At 40.9% G+C, this 25,451-nt stretch carries 27 protein-coding genes; 6 read left to right on the forward strand and 21 right to left on the reverse strand.

Going from position 1 to position 25,451, the window contains the following annotated elements; all coding sequences use genetic code 11:
• The first annotated feature begins 90 nt into the window (after positions 1-90).
• Together RGU12_RS21840 and RGU12_RS21845 are read left to right on the forward strand one after the other, a co-directional pair.
• Complete coding sequence (locus tag RGU12_RS21840) at positions 91-249, forward strand: hypothetical protein (protein ID WP_309537947.1); 159 nt, start codon at positions 91-93, stop codon at positions 247-249.
• A 143-nt stretch (positions 250-392) separates the two neighbouring features.
• Positions 393-854, forward strand: coding sequence for a hypothetical protein (locus RGU12_RS21845; protein WP_309537948.1), 462 nt, complete (start codon positions 393-395; stop codon positions 852-854).
• A gap of 160 nt (positions 855-1,014) precedes the next feature.
• On the opposite strand, the gene RGU12_RS21850 is transcribed toward RGU12_RS21845, so the two are convergent.
• From RGU12_RS21850 to RGU12_RS21865, 4 genes are all read right to left on the reverse strand, one after another.
• The gene (locus tag RGU12_RS21850; RefSeq protein ID WP_309537949.1) at positions 1,015-2,448 is read right to left on the reverse strand and encodes a S8 family serine peptidase; all 1,434 of its coding nucleotides are present in this window, start codon (positions 2,446-2,448) and stop codon (positions 1,015-1,017) included.
• Between the two features lie 414 nt (positions 2,449-2,862).
• On the reverse strand, positions 2,863-3,498 hold the full coding sequence (locus RGU12_RS21855) for a response regulator (RefSeq protein WP_309537950.1): 636 nt from the start codon (positions 3,496-3,498) through the stop codon (positions 2,863-2,865).
• Positions 3,473-5,329, reverse strand: coding sequence for a GAF domain-containing sensor histidine kinase (locus RGU12_RS21860; protein WP_309537951.1), 1,857 nt, complete (start codon positions 5,327-5,329; stop codon positions 3,473-3,475). The genes RGU12_RS21855 and RGU12_RS21860 overlap by 26 nt, the downstream gene beginning before the upstream one ends.
• A gap of 402 nt (positions 5,330-5,731) precedes the next feature.
• Complete coding sequence (locus tag RGU12_RS21865; RefSeq protein ID WP_309537952.1) at positions 5,732-5,893, reverse strand: YwzD family small protein; 162 nt, start codon at positions 5,891-5,893, stop codon at positions 5,732-5,734.
• Between the two features lie 374 nt (positions 5,894-6,267).
• On the opposite strand from RGU12_RS21865, the gene RGU12_RS21870 reads away from it, so the two are divergent.
• The 3 genes from RGU12_RS21870 to RGU12_RS21880 all read left to right on the forward strand — a co-directional run bounded on the left by RGU12_RS21870 (position 6,268) and on the right by RGU12_RS21880 (position 10,926).
• Positions 6,268-7,866, forward strand: a complete 1,599-nt coding sequence (locus RGU12_RS21870) for an SWIM zinc finger family protein (protein WP_309537953.1) — start codon at positions 6,268-6,270, stop codon at positions 7,864-7,866.
• Between the two features lie 12 nt (positions 7,867-7,878).
• Positions 7,879-10,608: a DEAD/DEAH box helicase gene (locus RGU12_RS21875; protein ID WP_309537954.1), complete on the forward strand. Its 2,730-nt coding sequence runs from the start codon at positions 7,879-7,881 to the stop codon at positions 10,606-10,608.
• A gap of 192 nt (positions 10,609-10,800) precedes the next feature.
• The gene (locus RGU12_RS21880; RefSeq protein ID WP_262983929.1) at positions 10,801-10,926 is read left to right on the forward strand and encodes a hypothetical protein; all 126 of its coding nucleotides are present in this window, start codon (positions 10,801-10,803) and stop codon (positions 10,924-10,926) included.
• 142 nt (positions 10,927-11,068) lie between these two features.
• Here the strand turns inward: RGU12_RS21880 and RGU12_RS21885 are convergent, their stop codons facing one another.
• The 8 genes from RGU12_RS21885 to ssb form a co-directional block, all read right to left on the reverse strand.
• Positions 11,069-11,692 (reverse strand): hypothetical protein, encoded by a 624-nt coding sequence (locus RGU12_RS21885; RefSeq protein WP_309537955.1) that lies wholly within the window; start codon positions 11,690-11,692, stop codon positions 11,069-11,071.
• 96 nt (positions 11,693-11,788) lie between these two features.
• The gene (locus tag RGU12_RS21890; RefSeq protein WP_309537956.1) at positions 11,789-12,301 is read right to left on the reverse strand and encodes an RNA polymerase sigma factor; all 513 of its coding nucleotides are present in this window, start codon (positions 12,299-12,301) and stop codon (positions 11,789-11,791) included.
• Positions 12,302-12,361: 60 nt separating this feature from the next.
• Positions 12,362-13,549, reverse strand: a complete 1,188-nt coding sequence (locus RGU12_RS21895) for a hypothetical protein (protein WP_309537957.1) — start codon at positions 13,547-13,549, stop codon at positions 12,362-12,364.
• A gap of 15 nt (positions 13,550-13,564) precedes the next feature.
• A complete protein-coding gene (locus RGU12_RS21900; protein WP_309537958.1) occupies positions 13,565-14,395 on the reverse strand; it encodes a hypothetical protein in 831 nt (276 codons plus the stop codon).
• A complete protein-coding gene (locus tag RGU12_RS21905; protein ID WP_116352059.1) occupies positions 14,392-15,081 on the reverse strand; it encodes an ABC transporter ATP-binding protein in 690 nt (229 codons plus the stop codon). The genes RGU12_RS21900 and RGU12_RS21905 overlap by 4 nt, the downstream gene beginning before the upstream one ends.
• Positions 15,082-15,093: 12 nt before the next feature.
• On the reverse strand, positions 15,094-15,459 hold the full coding sequence (locus tag RGU12_RS21910) for a GntR family transcriptional regulator (protein ID WP_116352058.1): 366 nt from the start codon (positions 15,457-15,459) through the stop codon (positions 15,094-15,096).
• Between the two features lie 408 nt (positions 15,460-15,867).
• Positions 15,868-16,038: a hypothetical protein gene (locus RGU12_RS21915; RefSeq protein WP_309537959.1), complete on the reverse strand. Its 171-nt coding sequence runs from the start codon at positions 16,036-16,038 to the stop codon at positions 15,868-15,870.
• A gap of 35 nt (positions 16,039-16,073) precedes the next feature.
• Entirely contained in the window at positions 16,074-16,415 is a 342-nt protein-coding gene (ssb, locus tag RGU12_RS21920) for a single-stranded DNA-binding protein (protein WP_116352057.1), read from the reverse strand.
• A 300-nt stretch (positions 16,416-16,715) separates the two neighbouring features.
• Between ssb and RGU12_RS21925 the strand changes: the two genes are divergently transcribed.
• Positions 16,716-17,153 carry a YwpF-like family protein gene (locus RGU12_RS21925; protein WP_309537960.1) on the forward strand — a complete coding sequence of 146 codons (438 nt, stop codon included), beginning with the start codon at positions 16,716-16,718 and terminating at the stop codon, positions 17,151-17,153.
• 40 nt (positions 17,154-17,193) lie between these two features.
• Here the strand turns inward: RGU12_RS21925 and RGU12_RS21930 are convergent, their stop codons facing one another.
• The 9 genes from RGU12_RS21930 to RGU12_RS21970 all read right to left on the reverse strand — a co-directional run bounded on the left by RGU12_RS21930 (position 17,194) and on the right by RGU12_RS21970 (position 25,395).
• Positions 17,194-17,562 (reverse strand): hypothetical protein, encoded by a 369-nt coding sequence (locus RGU12_RS21930; protein ID WP_309537961.1) that lies wholly within the window; start codon positions 17,560-17,562, stop codon positions 17,194-17,196.
• 160 nt (positions 17,563-17,722) lie between these two features.
• Positions 17,723-18,157 (reverse strand): 3-hydroxyacyl-ACP dehydratase FabZ, encoded by a 435-nt coding sequence (gene fabZ / locus RGU12_RS21935; RefSeq protein WP_116352054.1) that lies wholly within the window; start codon positions 18,155-18,157, stop codon positions 17,723-17,725.
• 333 nt (positions 18,158-18,490) lie between these two features.
• Positions 18,491-18,787 carry a DNA-directed RNA polymerase subunit beta gene (locus RGU12_RS21940; protein WP_309537962.1) on the reverse strand — a complete coding sequence of 99 codons (297 nt, stop codon included), beginning with the start codon at positions 18,785-18,787 and terminating at the stop codon, positions 18,491-18,493.
• Between the two features lie 77 nt (positions 18,788-18,864).
• On the reverse strand, positions 18,865-19,707 hold the full coding sequence (locus RGU12_RS21945; RefSeq protein WP_309537963.1) for a flagellar hook-basal body protein: 843 nt from the start codon (positions 19,705-19,707) through the stop codon (positions 18,865-18,867).
• Between the two features lie 75 nt (positions 19,708-19,782).
• Positions 19,783-20,619, reverse strand: coding sequence for a flagellar hook-basal body protein (locus tag RGU12_RS21950; protein ID WP_309537964.1), 837 nt, complete (start codon positions 20,617-20,619; stop codon positions 19,783-19,785).
• A gap of 312 nt (positions 20,620-20,931) precedes the next feature.
• Positions 20,932-21,933: a rod shape-determining protein gene (locus tag RGU12_RS21955; protein WP_116352050.1), complete on the reverse strand. Its 1,002-nt coding sequence runs from the start codon at positions 21,931-21,933 to the stop codon at positions 20,932-20,934.
• Positions 21,934-22,270: 337 nt separating this feature from the next.
• Positions 22,271-22,546, reverse strand: a complete 276-nt coding sequence (gene spoIIID / locus RGU12_RS21960) for a sporulation transcriptional regulator SpoIIID (RefSeq protein ID WP_010677153.1) — start codon at positions 22,544-22,546, stop codon at positions 22,271-22,273.
• A gap of 297 nt (positions 22,547-22,843) precedes the next feature.
• Positions 22,844-23,500, reverse strand: coding sequence for a 3'-5' exonuclease (locus RGU12_RS21965; protein WP_309537966.1), 657 nt, complete (start codon positions 23,498-23,500; stop codon positions 22,844-22,846).
• Between the two features lie 14 nt (positions 23,501-23,514).
• Positions 23,515-25,395, reverse strand: a complete 1,881-nt coding sequence (locus tag RGU12_RS21970; protein WP_309537967.1) for a DUF294 nucleotidyltransferase-like domain-containing protein — start codon at positions 25,393-25,395, stop codon at positions 23,515-23,517.
• Between the last annotated feature and the right edge of the window lie 56 nt (positions 25,396-25,451).

The raw sequence follows: 25,451 nt of genomic DNA on the forward strand, positions 1-25,451 counted from the left end.
CTCCATGGACATGCTATTATTTTTTAAATAGATTAAAAAATTCAAAAAATAATATAAAAATCATTTTTTGCCTGGGGAGGAGTGCTAAACTTGCCTTATTATACATTTAAAGAAATTTGGACGCCATTAAAGATCGTGGGAATTCGTTTTTATAAAAGACTTGAAGATCGGCTGTTTTTTGTAAGTTACGGCAAAGGTCCACGTCGTCCGTTTTTAACTCGATTGAGTAAATTTAGTGCTAGGGCATAGGCTCTAGCCTATTTTTTTGCTCACGGGACAGAGGGACAGGTTCGTTGTCCCACACCAAATCAAGAATGAAATCTTGTACTAGGACAACTTTCCGAAGGCATATCCATAATAGTAAACAAGCTTAAGGGGGATTTTGTTTACATATGAGAAGACGACGCGGCTTGCCCATTCAGTTGATTTTGATCATAGTTGGGGTCATTCTTTTTGTTATTCTATTAATATCATTGTTTCGTTCTTCGCCGGAGGAAAAAGCCAAAGAGCTTGTTCAATCCTTTTATAAATACGAACAGGATGCAGATTTCGGAAGCTCCTGGGAATTATTCCATCCCCTGATGCAGGAGCGGTTCGAAAAAGCCGATTACATCCAGCAGCGCAACCATGTGTTTGTTGGACATCTCGGGACCGATACGTTCAAGTTTACGATGGAGGATGCTGAAAAACTAAAATCCTGGCAGATGACGAAAAGCTCCACCATCTTCCACGATGTCTATAAAGTGCCTATCACTCAAACCTACAAAAGCACATATGGTACCTTCACCATCCACCAAGATGTCTTCGTGGTTCAAGAAGATGGCGACTGGACGCTCTTGTGGTCGTATCGATAGGGTTTGATGTGCCGGATAAACACTATGTTTGGTATTTTAAAAGCCTTCGGAGTTCATCTGGAAGGCTGACTTTCTACCGTAAGGTACGGAAAAACGCCATTAAGTCGATATGACTTAATGGCTGTACGTGGGACGAATTGACAGGTTCCGTGGCCCATAACTAAGGAGCCCCAGGAACCGTCCCCGCGGTCTCCTTCATTTCAATTGCCATCTTCACTGCTGCGTAGGCGTCAACATACCCGGCGCCAACTTCCCACTCCTCATAACCCGGCATTGGTACCGCTGTGTCTTCGATAATTTGCTTAATGGCGTCCGGAGTCAGCTGTGGATTTGCTTCCAACAAGAGCGCTACAATTCCTGCAACATGTGGTGTTGCCATTGATGTCCCGCTCATAATCGTGTAGAACGGCAAATGTAATGGATTCAAGGTTTGCACGTCCTGTAAAGCCGCTAATGATGAAATCGGTGCAATCGCCCGTGTAGACACGATATCCACGCCTGGTGCCGTAATAGTCGGAGCATCCTTCCACGTCCACTCTTTACCATCCAAGGTGAAAGTACCACCCACTCCATTTGTCCCCCGTGAAGAGAAGTCCGCTAATTTGATACTACTGTCACCCGCTGCTACTGAAATCACCCACGGTGCCTTTGCATATGGATTATGAGTATTTTCACTCGGTCCTTCATTTCCTGCAGCAAAAAGCACCGTTATCCCAGCATCATACGCTTTTTTACTGGCAATATTAATTGGATCATTCGGGTCAAAATCACCTGTTGAACCCCAGGAATTTGTGATGACTCGAATATTGTATTTATCCTTATTATTAATCGCATAATCAAAACCACTAATACCATCTAGAACAAACAGCGCTGCACCTGAACCATAGCCGATTAAGTCTGCTCCTGGTGCTACACCTTCATATTTTCCATTTGACTTCGCGCCCGTTCCACCAACCGTACCGGCCACATGTGTACCATGGCCCGAATTCGTATCCGTATTCGGCACATTTTCGAGGTAAGTAATCGGAAGAAGTCCTGGTGCCAAATTCGCCAAATTCACAGATCCAAGTACATTTTGCACAAGGTTTTTTCCAAAAAGATGGTCGCCATGTGTCCCATCAACTCCACTATCATTGACGACAACCCCAACTCCCTTACCCGTTACAGGCTGGTCGCCGTTTGCCAATCTGATTTCCTCATCCGCCCTCACACGGTCAACACCGGTTATTTCCGTCGATGTTTCATTGAAATACTCTAGCTTTCTATTAAAATAGATCGAGCGGACTTCATTACTTTGTGCGAGTTTTTCAATTTGTGTTTTCGTCGCGACAATTCCCGCAATTGGCAGACTTTTCATCGAAACGCCAACCTTAATTCCAAGCATTTTTAACAGATTCAATTGATGCTCCTTTGGGGCCCCATCCCCGTTGAACGTCACGATCACCTGCAAGGAACTAACCTTGTCCCACACTGCTTCTAAAGCAGGATCAATGATCACTGAACCCGTCTCAACTGCAGAAACCGTCTTCTTTTCTTGTGAAAATGTCGGGATCACCAGTAAAAGCGCAAATAATACAACAGCAAGTTTTCTCATCTTTTTCCCCTTTCAGACTACATATGTAACTTTCTTAACTCCATTATCGCGCCACTACTGAAGGTTTCCTATTCCACAAAAGACGTAAAACTCCGCTAAAAAAGCAGTATTTCTTGTTATACAAAAGACATATTGTTGTAACATCGCGCAAAAACCATTACATAAATTACAGCTCACCGATCAGAAAAGCATACAGTCAACAGCACTCGTTTTGACTATTAGGCTTATACCCAAATGTACCCAACCTCCATTTGGGGGCATAAAAAAACTGCCTCCACAAACGGAAAGCAGTTATTGACCCTCAAATTCAAAAAGCGCAAATTGCTGGGGCGGGGCACCTCCAAAGCCCAGAATACTGGGACAACGAATCTGTCCCCGCGACCCAAGGGGCCACGAGAACCATACCCCTGGCACCTACATCGGCACTAACTTGTTTTGCACGGCGTAGATGACGACTTGGGAGCGGCTTTTGACGTCAAATTTTTTGAAGATTTTGCTGACGTGTATTTTTACGGTTTTGTCGCTAATGAAGAGGCGCTCGGCGATTTCTTTATTGCTCAGGCCTTCCACCAGGCATTGAAGGACTTCCGTTTCCCGCTCTGTTAGTGCATTGTCCTTCGGTTGCTCCTGTTGTTGTTGATGGAAGTTAAGAAGCTTTTTGGTCATCGACGGATGAATCACAGACTCCCCGCGTGCGACTGTTCGAATGGCTTCGACCACTTGTTCAGATGGAGCATCCTTTAACAAATACCCGTCGGCACCCTCGCGAATGGCAGCCATAAAATACTCATCATGGTTGTGCATCGTCAGCACCAAAATTTTAATCGAAGGATATTTTTTCTTCAAAATACCTGTTGTTTCCACACCATTTTTCTGGGGCATGTTGATGTCCATTAAAATAACATCAGGCTCGCACATCGGCACTTTCTCAAGCGCATCATCCCCGGAAACCGCCTCCCCGACCACCCGAATATCTTCCTCAAGCTCTAAAATATTCCTCAGTCCGTCACGTAACACAGCATGATCATCCACCAACATAAGCTTGATCAACAGTACTACCTCCTTCAAGTCCCATTTTTGGAACAGTTAATGTAATATCCGTACCATGTCCCTCTTTTGTATCAATTTGAAGAGTTGCATTAATTTTTTCTGCTGCGTCATTGATATTTAAAATTCCAAAATGAGGATTGTTTTGTGCCTTGACCATTGCCTGGAACAATGAAAACCCTACACCATTATCCTTTATTTTTAAAATAATCTGCTCCTTTTGATAGCTTAACAGTATTTCTATTTTGGTGGCCTGTGCATGCTTAATTGTGTTTTGCAGGCTCTCTTGAAAAATATCAAATAATTCTTTTTCGACCATTGGACTAAGTGTAACCTCTTGGCCTCTAATATCAAATGAAAAATGAATATTGTACTCGCTCCGTATCATTTCAATTCGCTTTTTTATAGCGACTGACAACCCAACCCGCTCCGTTGGGTATGGGCGCAGTTCATAAATTGATTCGCGCACTTCCCGTAAACTAAGCCTTAACTTATCCATACTTTCTCGAATGAGCTTTCGCGTTTCTTCAGGATGACTTTTAAATTTTCGCTCCGCCGTCTCAAGCTTCATGACGGCACCGGCTAATGTTTGAGCCACACCATCATGGATGCCTCTAGCAATTCGGTTACGCTCTTCAAGGATAATTCGCTTTTCTTGTTCCTCGATTAAAAATCTAGTCTTCACCGCAACCGCAAGCTGATTCGAAAGCGTGGCGATTGAATGAATTTCATCTTCCTCAAAGCTTCGTGACCGACTTTTTGCAACAACGAGCATCCCTATCGTTTCGTCCTCAACGACCATCGGTGAGTACACAAATGCCTTCATATCCTTTTTAAAATACTCATCAATGGGGCCAAGCTTTTTTACTCTATCTTGATAGACAATCGGTTGCTTTTTTCCATCAAAACGAGCTAGCGCTTCACCAGTCAACTCATCTTTCGGGATCACACGCCCGTCAGAGTATAAAATCTTCCATACATCGTTCTCCTTCACCCATAGCATGAGTGCCTGCACATCCACGATTTGCGAGAACGTATTTTTAAATGTATCAATCCACTCAGGTGAGTGGATTTTCTTGTTAACCCCGGTTGTAATCGCAAAAAGAGCATTCAACCTTCTTTTTTCGTTTCTTAGGGTTGAGATGACTGAGTATAATAACGAAACAGCAACCAATGGAGAGAAGAAGAAGAATAGTGAGAACTCGTCAATTGTACGACCCCCAAGGTAAAACATCATCGCTCCATATAATAAGGAAATGCCTACATTGCTTAATTCAGTTAGTGATTTGTTTTTAAATAAATAAAGCGTATAGGGTTGCGGACGAATGAGCAACACGATATCGACAATGAAATTATTTATGATAAAAAAGAAGATAAGAAAAAGTAAATATGTACTAAATCCTGAAAAAAAGTCACTACTTGATGTAAGAATTTGATCCACGTTTGTATGTGATAAGATGTATTCCGCTAAAAATACACTTAAAGTCAACTGTGCGGGATTAAACAGAACAAGTCTCAACGGACGTTGGTGAAGGATATTAATCCCTAATGCAATTACCGCATAGATGATGATGGGATACGATACCCCAAACAGCTCATACATCACAAAAATAAATGGGAATGAGATCGATGTTGAACCTCTCAAAAGCGGAATTGGGTAATACTCTGTAATCGCTAAAAACACTGTGAGCAAAAGTAGAACGGTGATATCGTTTGTTGGTTCAAGATGAAAAAGTGCATTCACCACAGCACCCCAACCTAGCACAGCGATAATAATCATATAAAACTTCGCATAATTTTCCCGTTTATGCGAGGATACTACTGGAAGCTTCAATTTGCTCCCCCCTTATCATAACATTCAGTTAATTGGGTCTGGTCTTATCATAATATATGTATTAACTATAAATCACAATCCAAGTCCTTGAAAACGAATTCATTTAAAAAAATCCTTCAAACCCAATAAAAACCCAGACTAGTCGAATGGCGTGAAAACCACTGACCAATGCTGGGTAACCACAAACACCGCTAAATGTTTGTGTTGATAATTATGTCAGAAAAACGGGAGGATTTCTATTGCCCAAATTTATTATTTTCATACGCCAAAAGTAGTAAGTCTTGTCCTTAAGAACGCGTCACCAAAGGGATTCCCTAAAAATAAGATCCTTATTTGGCAGACAGCTAAAGGCAAGCCTGTACTACCCAAAATGTGTCGAATTACGGCAGTTTAGGCATATCACTATGTTGTAGGAAAACCTTTAATATCATTTGCTAAGTCTTGAATGAATTGCTTAATATCGATTTCTGCACTTCTTTCGCCCTTCATATAGGCTCGAATTAACGCTCTTCTTACCTTTTTCTCATCAATCGAAATAACCTCATCTGAAGATTTATCATCCAATGTATGTTCACTCCTAGCTGAAAAAGTGCCTTGATTTAAAAATTGCCTGGTGAAGAATGGAGACGCCTTCACCAGGGACAAGAATTCAGTAAGTACCATCATGGCACTTTGGGAGAAAATGATTACTCGGGGAGCTTGGATGGAGAAACCAATTCCGCCAAGTATTTACTATACATGTACGCCAGAGACATCATTTTTGCGACTGTCTTACTCAAAATATTTCTAAATACAGGTAAAAGGCACACCGCTTCAAAGCCAGGAATCCAAATTTATACGATTTTGCGGTATAATAAAAAGATATGATTTTAGTGGATGTTCAAAAAGTACGGTAAGAATGACACATTTAACTATTGCACGTGGGGAGTGAGACCACTTTGCTTCAAAACGATATACCAAAAGATGCAGTCATGCATTTTTCAGAAAAGCTTCGCAATATGATTACGTTCGAAAATGAAGAGGACCGCAATTTAATTAAAAAAGGACTAAACCTCTACCGTCAGGGGAGTGTTTATAATGTACAATACAACGGAAAAACCCTGGAGGGCCGCGTGCAGGACGTCACCCCTGTTGATGTCACACTTGAACTTGATTTCCTAGAAATGTCGAGCTGTAGCTGCCCATCTCCTTCCTTTTGTCGCCACCGGATGGCACTGTTTTTCTATATGTATGCAAGTGTCGATCGCGTGGGGTCTCTACTTGAACAGTGGAAGGCTGGCAGCAAACCGAAGCCTACGCTAGCCTCGATTCCTGTTATAAAAGGAAACGTCCTACAGCGTGTCGAATACAAGGAGAATTCACTTGAGAGCTGGCTTACCCTTTTTAACAGTGAATATCAGCGGTTTGAATCAGGTCAACGTGATAAAAATGTGTATTCATTCGCGACCTTGTACCATTCCCTTTTTCAAACCTTACAAAGGAAAGCACCACGCTCCGAGGAGCTCAAACGCTTGTATCACATCCATGCTGCTCTTTTTTGCATTCGCAAAACAATAGAGCTACTCGGACAAATTGAATTTCGAAATTACCAGGTGGATACGTATATTCGACCTTACTTTCATAATTTCACAGATGTCGTGCTCGACAACTCACTTGAAATGCGGAAGGTGTCTCTTTCCTTTTCACTTGACGAAATGCTTGAGGAAAGCCTCGAACTTGTTCGCAACACACTTCTGGCAGACACCTTATTCCAATATGAGCGCATGCAAATGTACCGTTTACTTTGGGCCACCTTTTTCAATCGAAAAAAATGGCTAGAACTTGAAGAAAATGCATTGGGCACCGAACACCAAACACACTTGATTGCCTATGCCCATATTCGCTTTTTACAACAGGACGACGCGACTGCTATCAACACAATGAAAAAACTTGGAAACCAGGGTATCCCCTATAGCTTTTGGTGGATTTCCTATCTGTCAGAATCGAAAAATTGGGACCGGGCTCGCGTATGGATTGACCATGCGGTAGAAGGAATCCGCTGCTACATCTTTGGCATACAAAGCTACGAAGGACGCCGCCACATGACGCGGCTGTTTTTACAACACATCATGGCTTACGCAGATGAGCGCGATTCAGCCGTGTATATTAACGCGTTGAAACAGCTTCTTCCGTATAGCTATGTGGAATACAACGACTATTTGCTTGATAATGACCAATACCGGAAATGGGTCGAGCTGCAGATCATGGTCGGCTATGATATTGATGAAATGGACCGTTATATTATAAAACAAATTGAAACCCTTGACCGAGCGGCTTTGCTTCCGCTTTACCATCAGGCTGTGGCAAAGGCCATCGAGGGCAAAAACCGACCAAGCTATAAAAAGGCAGTTAAATACTTGCGCAAGATCCGAACTCATTACAAAAAATTAAAACAAGAAGACCGTTGGGATGACTACATTACGAAGCTTGCCACTATGAATAAGCGACTACGCGCATTTCAGCAGGAGCTGCTTCGGGCTTCCATGATTTCAGAGTAAAGGGGTGAGACGATGATATTTGTAGTTCATGCAGAATGGATCGTGGATAAGGGATGCCATGTCTGGTGCACAACAGAAGATGGCAATGAGGTTGAAGTGCAGGAGTGGAAAAATAATCTCTTTGCCTGGCATGAGGCCAGCTTTTACGGAACCTTTCTCGAAGGGGATGGTCATGCTGTCCTTCTTTCACCCTGGCAAGCATTTACCTTTTTCGCCGAATTGCCCGTCAATTCACATATAGAAATCGAGTTAAGTGGAATTGTGGATCATTACCACACGATTGCTAGAAATTTGCTCCCAAACATCGAGAATGGCGAATTTATGCCTGATTTCGACTATTGGCGCAGCTCTGAACGCTTTGGCTGGAAACCGACTGGCACTGAGCTAAGTGGATTCTCAGCAGAGTGGTTTTCTCAAGCCATCAGCGACTGGATTCAGTCTGATTCTGCGTTGTCTGACGCCTGGGAAGAGATCGTCCAAACCTTCCCTCTTGTAAAAAGTAGCGCCGGCGCTGAGTCCGTCGTCGATGAAAACAATTGGCTCGAACGTATTGGATGGAAGGAAGATCACACACCCTTTGACGTTATGCTGCAAATCGAAGAACCCGAGGTGGATAACGGAGTCTGGAAGCTCCAAACAGTGCTTCGCAAGAAAGAAAAACCTCATACCATGTATACCACACTGCCACGAGAATGGAGAGATTTTGCGGGCAAAATTGAAAGTGACCAAACCATGTGGTGTAAGCTCGTTCCTTGGCTTCGTGATGAAGATGGAATTGTTCACGAATTAACCGAGCGACAAGCGTGGGACTTTTTAACAGAAGCAAGCACAAGGCTTATTGATGCAGGAGTCGGAATTCTATTGCCAGCCTGGTGGCAAGCCATTAAGGACGCCCAGCTTGCGATCAAGGCAAAGGTCAAAACGTCTTCTGGAGGCGGTCGCCAATCCTTTGTCGGCTTGCAGTCAATCATTAATTTTGATTGGCGTTTTTCAACAAATGGTGTTGAGCTTTCCGAAGAAGAGTTCTTGTCACTTGTAAATGAACAAAGACGCTTAATCAACATTCGCGGCAAATGGATCAAGCTTGACCCTGCGTTTATCAAACAGGTTCAATCCATCCTGGAGCGCGCAAACAAAGAAGGACTCCATGTCCGAGATGTCCTGGAACAAGAACTACTTTCTCTATCGGAACAAGCAGAGCGTGAGGAACAAGAAGCGGCGAGCGCCTTTGCTGGCGTCCAAATTGAACTGAACCGCCACCTGTCACAAATGGTTACCCTGCTAACGGATATCAAAGAGATTCCTCAAGCTAGCATACCGGACACATTTAAAGGTGAACTACGCCCATACCAGCAGCAGGGTGTAGACTGGCTCTTATTTTTACGGAAATTTGGATTCGGAGCCTGTCTTGCCGACGATATGGGACTTGGAAAAACGATTCAAATGATTGCTTACTTTTTAGCGGTCAAAGAAAATGGTACCAAACCTGCGCTCATCATCTGCCCAACCTCCGTCCTCGGCAACTGGCAAAAGGAGCTTGAGAAATTTGGACCAGACTTACGTGTCCACCTTCATTATGGCCCAAACCGCTTGAAGGGCGAGGAGTTTGCGAAAGAAGTCAACTCAGCCGATATCGTTCTCACCTCCTACGGGTTGTCCCATATGGATGAGGAAGAAATTTCCGCTTTTGACTGGGGGACCATTTGCTTGGATGAAGCGCAAAACATTAAAAACGCGCAAACGAAGCAATCTCGCGCGATTCGCAAGCTAAAAAGCGACCATAATATCGCCTTGACCGGAACACCGATGGAAAATCGATTAACGGAGCTTTGGTCGATTTTTGACTTTATCAATCGTGGCTATCTAGGCAGCCTCGGCGGCTTCCAAAAACGCTTTGTGTCACCGATTGAAAAGGATCATGATGAGGAAACAATCGCTCAGCTGCAGCGCTTGATTAAGCCATTTTTACTAAGACGTACGAAAAATGACGAAGCAGTCGCATTGAACCTACCAGACAAGCTCGAGCAGAAGGAATATTGTCCGTTAACGGTTGAGCAGGCATCGATTTATGAGCAGCTTGTGAAGGATACCCTGGAGCAAGTCGAACAGCTGGCAGGAATGCAGCGTAAAGGGCTGATTTTGAAAATGCTAGGGCAGCTCAAGCAGGTCTGTGACCATCCGGCGCTTTATTTAAAGGAACAGAATCCTGTGAATGTGGATGAGCGCTCTGTGAAGATGGAGAAGTTGCTTGAACTTGTCGATCACATTCGTGACCAAGACGAGAGCTGTTTGATTTTTACCCAGTATATTCAAATGGGAGAGATGATTCAGGATGTGCTTCAAAAACGCTTTGATGAATCCGTAAAGTTCTTGAACGGAAGTGTGGCGAAAGCACAACGCGACAAGATGATTGAAGGCTTCCAAAATCGCGAGTTCAATATTCTAATCCTATCACTAAAGGCAGGCGGTACCGGATTGAACTTGACGGAAGCGAACCACGTCATCCACTATGATCGTTGGTGGAACCCAGCCGTCGAAAACCAAGCAACCGACCGTGCCTACCGCATTGGCCAAAAGCGCTTCGTCCACGTGCACAAGCTAATTGCTACCGGCACACTTGAAGAAAAAATCGACGAAATGCTCGAAAAGAAACAATCGCTGAACGACGAAATCATCACCAGCGAAAACTGGATCACCGAACTCTCCACGAACGAACTGAAAGAACTATTGGGGGCGTTTTAGTGGGACACGGCGCTGTTCTACTTGCACGGGACACGGGGACAGGTTCACTGTCCCAGCCTGCTCGCATAATTCTGCGGGGCTAGCGGTATATCAGTTGATAATGGGATCATATACCGCATTCCAACTAATCGGTCTATCACATGTACGAAAAGCACTCTAAGATATACTGTAAATCCAAAGGAGCTGATTCATTTGGCAGAAAAAACAACCAAACCCAAAAAAAGAGCGAAAAAATTTGTGCCAAGTGAAAAGCACAAAGATAAAACCGAACCTTGGCAAAAATTCTACCATCTAGTCGAAGAAAAACTGAAAAAATGAAAGAGGGTGGTGACTGTTGTCACCACCCTAATTTGTGTAAAATTAGACGCAAATTTCTGCGCACTGATTCATATTTTCAAAAACCGCGACGCAATTCCCCGTGCCCAGACACATACTCAAGCTGCAATCCCATCCCTCTCTATTAAACTACCTTCAAATCTTTCTCGTATTGCTTATAAATGACATACCGCTGCATTCCTCGTGTCTTCTCAAACGCTTTTTGGATTTCAGCGACATACTCCTTGTGATTTCCCGCTTTCTTAGCAATTCCAGCAGCTAAAGCGTGACTCATCCACTCCGACTTTATCTGTTCCCCAAGTTCAGCTGCCCGCTCCAATTTACCTTCCTCTACAGCCACTATAGCTTGATAATACGCTTTATACTGAGGGGGGTGGATATCCTCAATGTCCTTCTTTACTCGTAAAATATCATCCTCGTATAAAGCATGCAAAGTCTTGAACAATGCCTGACGTGCAGGCTGCTTATACTTGTGAAGCAATGCCTCTGTTGCTTCCTTCACATCCTGGTCAATCCGATTGCCCATCCCGTAATAAAGCTTGAACACTGGATTTTTTCTACGTTTTTCAAGATAGGATTCTATCCTTCTTACATTTTTCTCCCCATAAATCGGATAAATAAATAAGTAAGTAGAAAGACCAATAATCACAATCATACTTATCATTAAACCAAGCGGCTCACTTACATCAAGAAAAGCCATAATAATTCCTAGAACAAGCGCTACCCCAAACAAAACTACGAATCTCATCCTACTCATCCTCAACAAATTGTCATTATTGGATAATTATACCTCACCCCTCCCCATTAAAAAAGACCAACCATGTTATCCATGATTGGCCTTCAATTACACAATTACCTTATTATTCTCATATACTTTCTTCAACAAACGTTTCCCTCTAAAAAGCTTGTTTTTCACAAACGAAATATCCTTACTTAATACATGACTTATTTCGCTATATGAATAATCATGAAAATAATAAAGAGATAATGTCTGTTTGTAATCCTTCGGCAACGCCTCGATATGTTCGTACAGGCTTTCTCGATCAAACTTTTCCACTATCGTTTTTTCAATATTTTCACTGGTCGTATACCGTAACACTTCAATATCTTCCATTAAGACCGTAGCTTTCACAACCTTGCTACGAAGATAATCAATGCATTGATTTCGGGTAATTTTGTACAACCAAGCTTTTATCTTGGAAGGATCCCTAAAAGAATGGAATTTTAAAAAGATCTTCAAAAAGACTTCTTGCATAATATCATCCACAACCACCCAATTTCGCACATAGCGAAAAGCTGCATATCGCAATTCAGGTTCATATTCACGAATTATTTGTTCGATTTGTTGTTCCTTCATTTTTCTCACCCTATTAACTGGGACATGGAACCTGTCCCAGTGACCCAGACCTGTAGCCCATTACCCGACATCCTTTATTTCGAAAATGTAGAATTGGTAATTTTCATGGGCTGCTTTTTGTTTTTTTACTTTTAGTTTTCCTTCATACAAGGTTTCCCCTGTATTTAAATCTCCGATGGAAAGTGAATGTCCATCATTCACAGAACGAACAATATAGATTTTTCCATCTTGTAATTTTACATAAGGTACACCCTCGGAATTCCCAGATAGTTCAACTCCAACTGTTTGTTTCTTGTCCCATTTTTCTGTTTCAATATCATACTGAATAACCTCTATTTCATTTGGGGTCTGGACGGGAATATACACGACAGAATTTACTACAGATGAATTTTCAATGTTTCCAACAAAGTCTTCAGGTAGTTCAATCTTAACGATTTTATTCTTTTCGACGTCGTACACTATGAAGTCATCCACAACAGCAGTTGGACCTTCACTAGATTCATGTTCAAAAGCCTCTGCTTTAAAAAGCAGATATTTTTCTGGCTCATTCGAATGATAGTCTCTCAAAAACCTAAAATCTGACCATCCATTCTCAACTGTTGGAGTGGAGAAAACGACTTCTTCATTTGTAATTTTCTTTCCATTTAAGTCAATCGTGTAAGCAACTAAATCCTCACCGCCATTAATACGAGAACCTCGTGCGATTACTAGTAACTTTCCATCCTTTATTTGAATATCCACAATATCAACCCAGCCATAACTTCCGGTTTTAGGTAGGTCCAATTTCAACGAAGTAGATTTTTCTGAATTCTTATCTAAAACGTCAATATCAAAAAAGGAATTTAGGGAAGAAGCATTTAAACTCTTGCGCTCAATACTAGCATAAACAACTACATGTTCATCCTCATAAAAATTAGAAGAGAATAAATTTTTCCCTCTCATAAATGATTTATATTTCGCAACTAATTGTTCTGCAGGAGCCTCCGCGTAAAGGCCAGTTAGTTGTTGAACTACGGATCGATTGCTTAGATTCTTTGTATCCTCATCAGATATCAGTAGAGTTTGATGAATATCTCCTACTACATAATCAGCACTTATTTCCACATTTTCCACTAGACTCTCATCGCCACTCACTTTTTCAAATTCAATTTGGATGTTCTCAGCTGCTACACTAGATTGTATATAAAAAGTGCCAAGCACGATAACTGTAACGAGACAGAGCGTGAGGATTTTCCAATATCGTTTCATTGATGCTACCTCCTATCAAACCCTTATTTTCTTATTTAATAGATAATTGCCAATCCAGATTGCTGCAGCCAAAGCAACTAATCCTGCCCCAACCACCAAATAAAACAGTTCATTTGGATAAAAATAGTTACCTAACATATATTCATCCAGAAAAATCGGTGACAAAAGGAAAAAGAAAGAAATTACACAATATAGAATTCCAAAGAAAATCCCTTTTAAACGGTAAGAACGTTCAAACAAAATAGCCGTAAAAACAACACAGACAGCCGCTATTCCAGCGCCATAGTAGAGGATAAAATCCACAAATGATCTTGGAAATAATAGTTGTAAAAATTGGATATTCGTGATTTCTCCTACTGTGAAATCTGTACGAAACTCCCCTGGAACCATCCACTGCAACACACGGCTTTCAATAGGTATTAACACTAATTGCACAGCAAGGAGACCTAAAACAAAAAGTAAAATCGTTGTAGCCTTCGACAAATATACATTCAACCGAGCCGTTGGCAATACGAGTAAACGATAACTGAATGTGTTTTTCCCGAGCCAATCACGATACCAAATAAAAAATACATAAATCAGTAAAGTGGCACCACTCATCATAATCGGTCCCATAAACCAAAGGGTCTGGGCAAAATCGATCATCGAGATTTTCCCAAATTGTGAAATAAAGTCATTCTTTGAAATCATCTCTTCAAACATCGCTTCATTTGCTCTACCTAAGTATCTTTTTGACGTAAAAATAATGCCAATCACCTGAAAAAATACCGTAACCCCAATCAAAACAAGATAGAGTTTTAAAAATCGAGAGAACTCGAAGTTCACTAGTTTTAAATAACGTTTCATCCCTTGTACACCTCTCTCATCACATCAATTACCGATTTCCCTTCATTCTCTCTAACTTCTTCGGTATCGAATTCTTTTAACACAACACCATCATCAAGTAATACAACTTTATCAATTAAGTGCTCAATATCATTAATTTCATGTGTTGTGATAATCACGCCACGGTCTTCAATTAAATGACTCGTAAACACTTCAGCAATTTGTTCACGGCTAAAAATATCGATTCCTGAAAACGGCTCATCCATAAGAACATAATCAACATCCAAGGCAAGTCCAAGGATAAGGTTGACCTTTGCCGTATTTCCCTTTGATAACTCTGAGATTCGATCCGTTTCTTTTAGTCTAAAAAATTCAAGCAGTTCATTCGCACGTTTTGGATTCCAGCTGTCATAGAAATCCGCCATAAATGTAAATGCCTCTTTGATTTTCATTTGTGGCAGCATCGTAATTGTATCTGGGATAAACGTTACTTTTTCATAGCTACCTTTATGAATTTTTTCACCATTAATGAGAATTTCTCCACTATTAATTGGGGTTAACGCCATTATCGCCTTCATGACCGTTGTTTTCCCAACACCGTTAATGCCAATCAAACAAGTAATCTTTCCTTTTTCAGCAGTAAAGTTAACACCCTTCAACACTGTCTTCCTGCCAAACTTCTTCGTTACATTCTTTACTTCAATCACTTAAAATCCCCCCTATTCCTTTTCGTACTCTTTTTCAACGAGATGTAAGACTTCTGGTAAAGGTACATTAATGGACCGAACTGATTGAATAAAGGTAGATACTGCATCCAAAATCAATTCCTCGCGAACCATTTTCAACACCTGTTCATCCTTCGTAATGCGACTTGGTAAATTTCCTTCTGTAAAAATCAACCCTTGTTCCTCCATTTCTTTATACGCACGCTGCGCCGTATTCGGATTAATCTTCAACCGATTCGCCAATTCCCTTCTTGACGGGATCTCCTGACCTGGTTCAAAAAAGCCTTTTGCAATTTGCTCCTTGAAATACTGAATGACTTGCACGTAAACGGGATCTCGATTGTTAAATTTGATATCCATAGACCCAACTCCTAAAAATTTCATCTCCCTGTATCAAGGGGTTCATACACCACATATAAAAAAACTGTATTAAACGCACCATACAGCTATGATAAAAAAATACACCGTGTATCAATAGGTTAATACACAATGTATTATATGATTAATACACTACCCCTGTCAACATGAATTTTTTAAAATATATCCATTGACAAACCGGAACAAATGTTCTATATTTTAAATAAGAAAAAGCCAACCATGTTGTGACCATGATTGGCAAAAATGAGGAATGGCCGAAGTATCCATCTATCTCTTGAGGAATCACTTTTGAAAAGGCAAACGAGGTTTCTTGTTGCGAGGCACATGGATAGAGGGTTTACATACATTTTTCATATTCTGAATTTCTTTTTTACATTTTTCATATGATACCTACTTCCCTTCTAACATTCGATTAATTTGTAAAAGTCGTTCATTATAGGTTTGATCCATTTGATCCATCCGGTCACCGATTTGGCCCTGTAACGTTTCCAGATGTAGCGCAATTCCCATCGCAAGCTTATTTAGCTTTTCATTAATAGACTTGATTTCATCCTGTTTCATTATCGTTTCCTCCCAAGTTCTAAGCACCAAGAACCTTAATTTTCAACGAGTTCCCTTGGCTTTCCACCTAGAAATTTCACAGAATCTGCTAACACTTCCGTCACATAAACCCTTTTTCCATCATTGTTTTGATAGTTACGCGTTTGGATGCGCCCTGTTACACCTAGAATAGATCCCTTTTTACAATAGTTTGCCGTATTTTCAGCTGTTTTACGCCAAAGTGTACAGTTCACAAAATCGGTGTCAATTTCACCTCCTGCATTCTTAAAATTCCGGCTAACCGCAAGCGTCACATGAGCAATTGCTTTCCCTTCTTGGGTGTAACGCAAGTCCGGATCCCGGGTCAATCGTCCTACCAAAATCACCTGATTAATCATGTATTTTTCCTCCTTGATTAAATCTAACAAGGCTATCATACTTCAGGATTCGACATAGGTAAAATAAGGGAAAACGGATTATTACAGGATTTTTTTCTACAAAACTGGAAATTCACCATACAATTTTCATATTTTATATCGTTAATTTTTCATAACGAACCATTATCTTAATTTCTACATATTTTTTTCAGAGTAGAACTTCTGGTTCATTTCCTCGTCTACTCCATATAATAAACAGGTAAATATGCTATAATTTAACTATCTGATATAGTACGAACGAAATATAAGGAGGTCAGGATTTTGAAAACATTTAGATTGGTTTCGCTTATGGTTCTTCACCAGGATGAACAACCTAGTCGTATTGAGGAAATACCGTTGATTGATGGATTGATCATTAATCAAGAGGACGGGGAAAACAGTTGGATTGTGGAAGCTTTTATTGAAAAATCGTATAAATCCATTTTCGAAAAGGCAAAACAAAATGATACAAAGCTGAATCTCCAGGTCACCATTTCCAAAAAATCTAATGATCCTGCCTCTTTAATGGGTGAAGTTAAAATCATCAAAGACATGGACAATAGCGTAAGTGTTCTTTTGGAGGGAAATTTAGTTCCAAGTCGACTCAACATGGCCGAGATTGTTCTGACCGACCTTATTCAACAAGGCCTACAAGGTGAAGGTCTACTTGCCGAATTCAAAAACCGCCTTCAAGAAAAGAAAAAGCCCATACAAAGTTAAAAAGGCAGGACAAAATCCCGCCTTTTTACAATCGTGTTGACTATTTACCGTTACCAACGCCGCCTGCTCCACCTGTTCCGCCAGGATTTACTTCGTCGTCTCTCAGATTGTTGTTGTTGTTGTCATCATCGTCTTTGTTGATATCAAGATCTCCGTCATTATTCTCATCTTCAACGACGTCTTGATCCCCAGGATTCATACCATTGTTGTCAGGTACAACGTCTTCCTCTGGAGTCACATTGTTATCGAGGTCATTATTATCCATATTATTATTATTATTGAAATCCTCGCCAGGTGTTTCTAGTCCATCATCCTGTGGTGGGGGATTTTGGTCATCATTGTTACAGCCTGTTATTAAAAACACGGCAAGGAGCGACCCGATTAGCTTTAAGAACCATTTGTTGTTCATTGCATATTCTCCTTTCTGCTTTCTTCTAAGTATTGTTGTGACCATCTTGGTCTTCGCTTAGCTTTCCCCGAAGATTAAAAATGTATCAAAGAAATTACAAATTCATCAAAAGAGAATAAAAAAACCAGATGGCTTCTCCCATCTGGTTTTCCAAATGAACTTATTCTGTTTTTTCGCCTAACGCAAACATGATTTCTGTTTCACAAACAAGTTCGCCGTCTACAGTTGCTATTCCTTTTCCTTTACCGATCGACCCTCGAAGACGCGTGATTTCCACTTCTAGACGAAGTTGATCCCCAGGGACTACCTGCTTTTTAAAACGACAGTTATCAATTCCCGCAAAGAAAGCAAGTCTGCCTTTGTTTTCTTCCTTTTTAAGCATGGCCACTGCACCAACCTGTGCCAAGGCTTCTACGATTAATACACCAGGCATTACTGGATAGTCAGGAAAATGCCCATTGAAAAACTCCTCATTTGCCGTTACATTTTTAATACCAAGCGCACGTTTTCCTTCTTCCAGTTCAAGAATTCGATCAACCAATAAAAATGGATAGCGATGTGGAATAATTTCTTTTATTTCATTGATATCGTACATATTTAACCATTTCCTCCCTTATGTATCCTCATCAAACACGCCTTGGCGTATTTGTGCCCAGAATTTTAGGCCCACGTGATGTGGGTCATAAAGACGTTGCCACGGGAAGTGGCGTTCTTAGTCTTTGATCCTAAGGTAGATTAACTTCCTTCAAAAATCTGAAGCATCCGCCTGAGGCTCTAACTTTATTCATTAGAAGTTATTATCTTCTACTGAATAAAGTTTGCTTATAATGCCTATTATAATACAAGTATTGTGGTAAGTTGTAAACCTCATCTGCAAAGCTTCAAAAGGCTCCATGTTTAGACATAAAAAAAGAAGGCTTATGCCCCCTTATTTTTCAGCATCTTTATTGACAAGGTCCACGATATGCTGCCATGTTTCTTTTTTCAAGGCATCGCTCGGATCACCATCTCCAATGACTCCATAACCTACAACCACACCAATCATGACGCTGGCTGCAAAAAGAACAACGACAAGCAAAAGTCGTATCCAAATTGGAATTAAGCGGATTCGAAGTTTACCTTCACGCTTCTTTTTCGGCTCTTTATCCGTATTCTTTTCTTCGTCACGCGCCTTTCGAAATTCTTCGCGTGATTTTACTTGTGTATTGTTAAGTTCACTTGTCACTGAGATTACCCCTTATCTTTAGGTTGTTGCCAAGTTTCTCGATTGTCTGCCTACCTTATAGTATCTACTTTGTTCAATTATCGTATGCCATTTACAAGTCCCATCATTTGATCGGAGATGGAGATTGATTTTGCATTGAATTGATAGGAGCGTTGGGTTAACAGCAAGACAGACATTTCAGTTGTCAAATCAACATTCGATTGTTCAAGTGCACCTTGCTGCATACTTACTTGTTCCCGCAAAGCTCCCTGAAGGGAAACAAATACATCATCTGCCGCGATCCCGAGTTCCGCCAAGTCCGGTAACGAAAATTGATTTTGTCCTATCGCTTGTAAAAGCTGTGGTTTTTTAACTTCCACCACGGAAAGATTAAATTGTTGCGGCGCACCCGCCTCTGGAACAACGGTTAATTCCCCGTTTGTCGAAATTTTAATCTCCTTAAAATTGTCAACAAACACAATTGGCTCCCCATCTTGGTCTAAAACAGGATGTCCACCACTTGTCACAAGGCCAACACGATTCGTTCCATCATTTGCAGGAGACAAATAAAGTGCACCCTCTCTTGTAAAGCGTGGAACCTGAACACCGTTTTCATCCACTATCACTTGTAAAAACTGATTTTCCTTCGTAAACGCGATATCAAGTTCACGGTCTGTTGTTTTGATTGCACCTTGAGTCATCACCATATTCGTATGACCAAGGCGTGCACCAACGCCTACACGAATACCATTTGGGGTTAAGCGGCCTTCATCTTGCGCATTAACGGGTTGATTATTGAATTCCTGGGATAGCAGCTCACTAAAGTTGACTTGACGTTTTTTATATCCGGTCGTATCTATATTAGCTAGATTATGCCCAATTGTATCAATCTGTTTTTGCAGCTGACTCATCGTATTTGTTGCTGTAATCATCGAACGCATTTATCTTCACCCCAAATTTTATTTCTATTAGACACCAAACGCTTTTTCTTATCCTTATCGCCAATAATGCTTTTCTTATAATCTTCCAATCTCGTTAACCGCTTTGTCCATGCTCTTATCATACGCCTGAAGTACCTTTTGATTGGCCTCAAACGTACGGTATGCTGTCATCATCTCTGTCATTGCCTGTGTCACATCGACATTTGAACCTTCAAGGAATCCCTGTTTCAACGTAAAGGACACTTCAGGATTTGCCGCTGCATTCGGCAGCTCGCCACCATCATTTGTCCGGTACAAACCGTTTCCTTCTTTAATCAAGTTCAATGGATTTTCTGAGAAGGCTACCCCTAAACGTGTTTGTGCCAAACCGCCGACAAGAACACTTCCATCTGCTGTAACCTCGAACTGATCATCTTCAAGTGCAATCCGATTTCCATTTTCATCGAGCACATAGAAGCCTTCATTCGTGGTTAGAAAACCTGCCGGATCAACTGTGAAGTTTCCGTTTCTTGTATAGCGCACATCACCATTTGCATTTTGAACCGTGAAAAACAAGGAACCTGGTTTATTGGTTTCCTCATTGATCGGTAGATTGCCATTTACCAACGCCACATCTGTCGCAAGTCCAGTTTCGCGGATATCACCCTGCTTGAACAGCGGAATCATTTCCTGCATGTATACACCTGTGTTAAGTCCACCAATGCTGCTTGAAGTCCGAAGAGTGCCGCCGTTTTTTGCCGGGCTTTGGACACCTTCAAGACGTTGCATGAGCAATTCTGGGAACGCACGTAAAGAGCCTTGGTCCACTTTATAGCCAGGTGTGTTGGCATTTGCAATATTGTTCGTAAGCATTTCTGTACGACGTTGCTGCGCAAGCATTCCTGCTGCTGCAGAATAAAATCCACGTAACATGGTCTCACCTCATTTTTATATCCGAACATATACCTAGTTAAAGGAATGTCAAAAAGTCCGGTGAATATGACGCATCGAATTTCTGCGTTGGCTTGCTTCTCCGTTCCTCACGTATTAACTACATACGCTCCGGTACTCCAAGCTGCACCGCCTTGAAATTCTCGGTCCTCTTCATCCTCCTTTTTGAGCACTTATTATTTTTATTATAGTAGGAAATCCCTATTTCTTCATCTGTAAAATTTACCACACTTGCATTTATTAAGAAAAAGTGGGAAAGGACCTGCCATTTCGGAAAGGTCCTATTTACAGTATTTAGACTAATTTTCTACGTGGAAGCTTGTCCAGGTTTTCAAGCATAATGCCTGTTCCAATAGCTACACACTCCATTGGGTTTTCAGCAATTAATACTGGAACACGTAATTCTTCCGCTAAAAGCTGATCGATTCCGTGCAGCAATGCTCCACCGCCCGTTAAAATCACGCCACGATCGATGATGTCCGCAGAAAGCTCTGGTGGTGTTCTTTCAAGAACACTTTTCGCAGCTTGTACAATGGCAGAAACCGGCTCACGTAGAGCTTTTTCGATTTCATCAGATTTGATGGTAAGTGTACGTGGTAATCCTGTTACCATGTCACGTCCACGAATATCGATTTCTTCATGACGTGAATCTGGGAATACAGTTGCAACCTGAATTTTAATGTTTTCTGCTGTTCTTTCCCCGATTAATAGCTTGTACTCACGCTTAATATAGCTTAGGATTTCTGCATCAAAAGTGTCCCCAGCCATTTTAATGGAAGAGGCGGTGACGATATCGCCCATTGATAATACAGCAACATCTGTTGTACCACCGCCAATATCTACGACCATGTTTCCGCTTGGTTGGAAGATGTCCATTCCAGCTCCAATTGCAGCCACTTTCGGTTCTTCCTCAAGATAAATTTTCTTCCCACCGCTTTTTTCAGCAGCTTCTTTGATTGCTTTTTGCTCAACAGAGGTAATGTTTGTTGGGCAGCAAATTAAAATTCTTGGTTTTGAAAGAAATCCTTTTACATTTAACTTATTAATAAAATGCTTGAGCATTGCTTCTGTTACGTCAAAATCAGCAATAACTCCATCTTTTAATGGTCGAATAGCCACAATATTTCCTGGTGTACGACCCACCATGCGTCTTGCTTCTTCACCAACAGCTAAAACCTTACCTGAGTTTTTATCTAATGCCACAACTGAAGGCTCATTCAATACAATACCTTTGCCTTTAACATGTATAAGTACGTTCGCAGTTCCAAGATCAATACCGATATCCCTAGCTAACATTTGGGTAACTTTCCTCCTTGCATTTGATTCACAAATGCACATATTTTCCTATGTTGTATTGTATCACAATTTGCCATATATAATAGACTTTTTGTAATTTTTTTGTAGGAAAATGTCGTAAAATGCTAACTTTAAGGTGAAAGCGCCTTGGATGGAACGTCGACTAAAACCTGCCAAGTCTTGTGGAAAACGTTAACGTCAGCACATCCTGTGCAAGCCCCGACAAGCACAAGACGTCCCACCGAGAAGGTTGCTTATTGACCTTCTTGATGGATTTGCTTGTGACCTCAATGGCCTAGGCGCTGTAGTGAAATATAGGAAGAAAGTCCCTTTCATCTTATTTAACTGGTTCTTCTTGTAATTCTTCCTCTTTTTTATACTTTAGTTTTGTCGCTTCTCCACCCCGTAAATGCCTTATTGATTTATGGTAATCCAAGATTTCTTTTACTTCATTTGCTAGTTCGGGATTGATTTCAGGTAGCCTTTCGGTTAAATCTTTATGGACAGTACTTTTGGAAACGCCAAATTCTTTCGCAATGACGCGAACTGTTTTTCTTGTCTCCACGATATACTTTCCAATCTTGATAGTTCGTTCTTTGATGTAATCGTGCACACTACTCGCCCTCCCTATGTGGATGTGAGAAGTGTGAAATGAGACGCGTTATTGCTTCAACGAAGAAATTGTCTTGTTTGGATAATATTCGTCAAATGAATTGCTAGATCTTTGAAGACGGTATACGCCCCCTCACCTCAAACACTCTCTTTGTTAGGTTTGTAACATTTTATTAGCTTGGTTGAGGGATTATGCTATAAAAGTCAAGAGGGACAAGGCTTTTATCAAAATATTTTTGAAAATCGCTGTTTTTTTCCTCTTGGACAGGTTGTATTGAACCCTGGACAACCCATTTTCTCAGAAAATCCGATTCTGATTTTCGGTCGCCTGAAGAAGGTCTCCCCAGGTTCGTTTCCCCCGATCTTTAAAATGTTGGAGGAGTTCAACGAATAAATAGGCAGTTGTTAAAGCGTCACCAGTGGCCGTATGTCTTTCATAGATGCGTGTTCCAAAGTTCTGCGCGTATCTTTGTAAATCTCGCATATCATAGGATGGGGAGATAACACCAATCAAATCCAGTGTATCAATCGTCGGCACCCGCTGTAGGCTGTATTTCTGGCGCTTCAGTTCACTTTTTAAAGTGACAATATCAAACAATACATAATGGCCAATCAGGCAGTTGCTGTTATTCTCCTTTATAAATTTAAAAAGATTCGTAATTCCTTCAATTGCGGTTGGTGCATTTTCGACCGTATCATCCGTTATTCCTGTCAATTCGATTATTTCCTGAGAAATTTGTCGGTTTGGGTTCACATATGTATGGAATTTTACTTCCTCACAAACCTTCAATCCATCCACTTGAACAGCTGCAATTTCAATTAATCGATCAACAGTTGCCACCTGAAATCCAGTTGTCTCCGTATCAAAAACTGTAAATCTAATCTCATCAATTGGAGTCGATAACGGAATTTCCTTATGAATTTGAGGACAAAGTGGCTTTTTACCAAATATCACAGATCCGACTCCTCTCATATTTGAAAATGGGCATTTACTAGAGTTTGCATCTCCTTTACTATTTTTACGCTCAAAATTAGTTCTTCCTTTTCCTTTGTTGTTAAATGTGAAAAATGGAGAATAGATGTGAGATTCTCCTTATTTTTAAATTGATGCCACCTGTGGTTCACATAAAAACGCATCACATCTGATACAGCAGCCTTCACATCTCTTCCAAAACTTGTACTAAACGCCTTTTTCTCTACTAATCTATCAATCCGCTGAAACGGTGTTCCTGAGATGATGCCATATTCCAAAGATAGGACTTGCAAACTATGGTGGTAAGGAAATAAGATTTCCTTTTTAATATCTAACTGCTTACGATCTAATTTAAACAAGGCACGAATTGGTTGTTCCAAGGAAGGAATCTGATGCTCCTGTTCATGAAGACGGAACAAAAAAATTTTGGCATGCTTCATTTTTTCAAAAAGTTGGGTTTCAAACTCCTGGTTTAATTCTTCATCCCCGTATAAAAAACGGTAGGAAAAGAAATTCTGTGCAAGTAGCATATTTTGATTTGTTGCCTGGCTGATCCAACTCTGAACCCGCCACATCCAAGTTTCTACTGAACCTCGCCAATTTGGATTACTCGCCATCATATCCCCAAGACAGCGTGCGTACCCTGCTGTTTCTAATAAACTTACGATCTCATCTCCTAATTTTGAAAAATAGTCGTTCACCTCTAGTGAACTATTTTCGTAGACAAGAAAGTGATCCTGGTCTGTTAACAAAAACTGTTCTTCACGACCGGCGCTTCCCATTTGGTAAAAGCAGAACTTGGTTGGGGGCAGCAGACCTTCGCTATCGGATAATTCTTCAATGGCCAGCTCAATACATCGTTTTACGAGGCGGTCAAACAGTTTTGTGACACTATCTAATACTTTAAAAATCGGAACACCGTCTTGCAAAAGGGCATCAACTACATCATAAATTGCGTTTTTTACAGTTGGTAGAGTTTCATGTGTAGCCATCTCGATTGTCTTAATCGTTCTCATCATGCTGTCTGTATTTTGTCGCAACACATCTGATAACGTAATAATTCCCACTACCTCATTTTCTTCAATGACAGGCAAATGCTTCACACCATGTAAAATGAAAGTTGAGAGTGCTTCATAACAATAGGCATACTTCGAAATCGTCATGGGACTTTTCGTCATAAATTCGGAAGCATTTGTGTTTCCATTTTTTCTTTTATAGATGACTCTTGAAACAAGGTCTCGCTCTGTAATAATTCCAAGAAGTATTTTGTTTTCAACAACAAGAACAGAGCTCGTTCTCCGCTCTGTCATTTGTTGTGCAACGGTACTGCAGACTGTGCTTTGATCAACAGTAACGAGTGAGGTTGTCATGACATCCTGGACCCTTCGGACGAGGGATCCACTATCTTTTGCTTTTCTTGTAATCATCACCTGCTCAGCTAACGAGTTATAGATTTCTTTCAAACGAATCGCAAGTTGAGTGAAAAGATAATGATGAAAATTGGGGTCGTGGAGGCGTTTTTGAATGACACGATTGGGGATGAACAAACATTGTCCAGCCTCTGTTGCTATGACACCAACTCGGTATTCCATGTCGCGCTTTGGACCCCCGATTAAATCTGCAATACTTGATAGTCCAATTAATTCTCCAGGCTTTATGATCTCAAGAACCTCACGATTTTCATTAGGTCCCACAAACACTTCCGCAACGCCAGAAAGCAGCAGAAGTATTCCCTCCCGCTGCTCATTGGCATGAAACAATAGATCAGACTGCTTAATTGTTTTTTGCTGACATAAGGAGAGAAACTCAAAGACATCCTTCTTCGACCATCCTTTAAACAAAGGATGATCCTTCACCCATTCATAGATCTGTTCCATGTTTTCCCCTCTTTTAAAACGGTCCTATGCAAAAATCGCATAGAACCGTTGAAATT

Origin of the sequence: Ferdinandcohnia sp. QZ13 (genome assembly GCF_031324165.1) — a bacterium.
Lineage (GTDB): Bacteria > Bacillota > Bacilli > Bacillales > Bacillaceae_L > Ferdinandcohnia.

Excerpts from the sequence above, each read along its gene's own strand:
- RGU12_RS21845 (WP_309537948.1), top strand. The coding sequence starts at position 393 with ATGAGAAGACGACGCGGCTTGCCCATTCAGTTGATTTTGATCATAGTT.
- RGU12_RS21850 (WP_309537949.1), bottom strand. The coding sequence starts at position 2,448 with ATGAGAAAACTTGCTGTTGTATTATTTGCGCTTTTACTGGTGATCCCG.
- RGU12_RS21875 (WP_309537954.1), top strand. The coding sequence starts at position 7,879 with ATGATATTTGTAGTTCATGCAGAATGGATCGTGGATAAGGGATGCCAT.
- RGU12_RS21885 (WP_309537955.1), bottom strand. The coding sequence starts at position 11,692 with ATGAGATTCGTAGTTTTGTTTGGGGTAGCGCTTGTTCTAGGAATTATT.
- RGU12_RS21890 (WP_309537956.1), bottom strand. The coding sequence starts at position 12,301 with ATGAAGGAACAACAAATCGAACAAATAATTCGTGAATATGAACCTGAA.
- RGU12_RS21895 (WP_309537957.1), bottom strand. The coding sequence starts at position 13,549 with ATGAAACGATATTGGAAAATCCTCACGCTCTGTCTCGTTACAGTTATC.
- RGU12_RS21900 (WP_309537958.1), bottom strand. The coding sequence starts at position 14,395 with ATGAAACGTTATTTAAAACTAGTGAACTTCGAGTTCTCTCGATTTTTA.
- RGU12_RS21910 (WP_116352058.1), bottom strand. The coding sequence starts at position 15,459 with ATGGATATCAAATTTAACAATCGAGATCCCGTTTACGTGCAAGTCATT.
- RGU12_RS21915 (WP_309537959.1), bottom strand. The coding sequence starts at position 16,038 with ATGAAACAGGATGAAATCAAGTCTATTAATGAAAAGCTAAATAAGCTT.
- ssb (WP_116352057.1), bottom strand. The coding sequence starts at position 16,415 with ATGATTAATCAGGTGATTTTGGTAGGACGATTGACCCGGGATCCGGAC.
- RGU12_RS21930 (WP_309537961.1), bottom strand. The coding sequence starts at position 17,562 with ATGAACAACAAATGGTTCTTAAAGCTAATCGGGTCGCTCCTTGCCGTG.
- fabZ (WP_116352054.1), bottom strand. The coding sequence starts at position 18,157 with ATGTACGATATCAATGAAATAAAAGAAATTATTCCACATCGCTATCCA.
- RGU12_RS21945 (WP_309537963.1), bottom strand. The coding sequence starts at position 19,707 with ATGCGTTCGATGATTACAGCAACAAATACGATGAGTCAGCTGCAAAAA.
- RGU12_RS21950 (WP_309537964.1), bottom strand. The coding sequence starts at position 20,619 with ATGTTACGTGGATTTTATTCTGCAGCAGCAGGAATGCTTGCGCAGCAA.
- RGU12_RS21955 (WP_116352050.1), bottom strand. The coding sequence starts at position 21,933 with ATGTTAGCTAGGGATATCGGTATTGATCTTGGAACTGCGAACGTACTT.
- RGU12_RS21970 (WP_309537967.1), bottom strand. The coding sequence starts at position 25,395 with ATGGAACAGATCTATGAATGGGTGAAGGATCATCCTTTGTTTAAAGGA.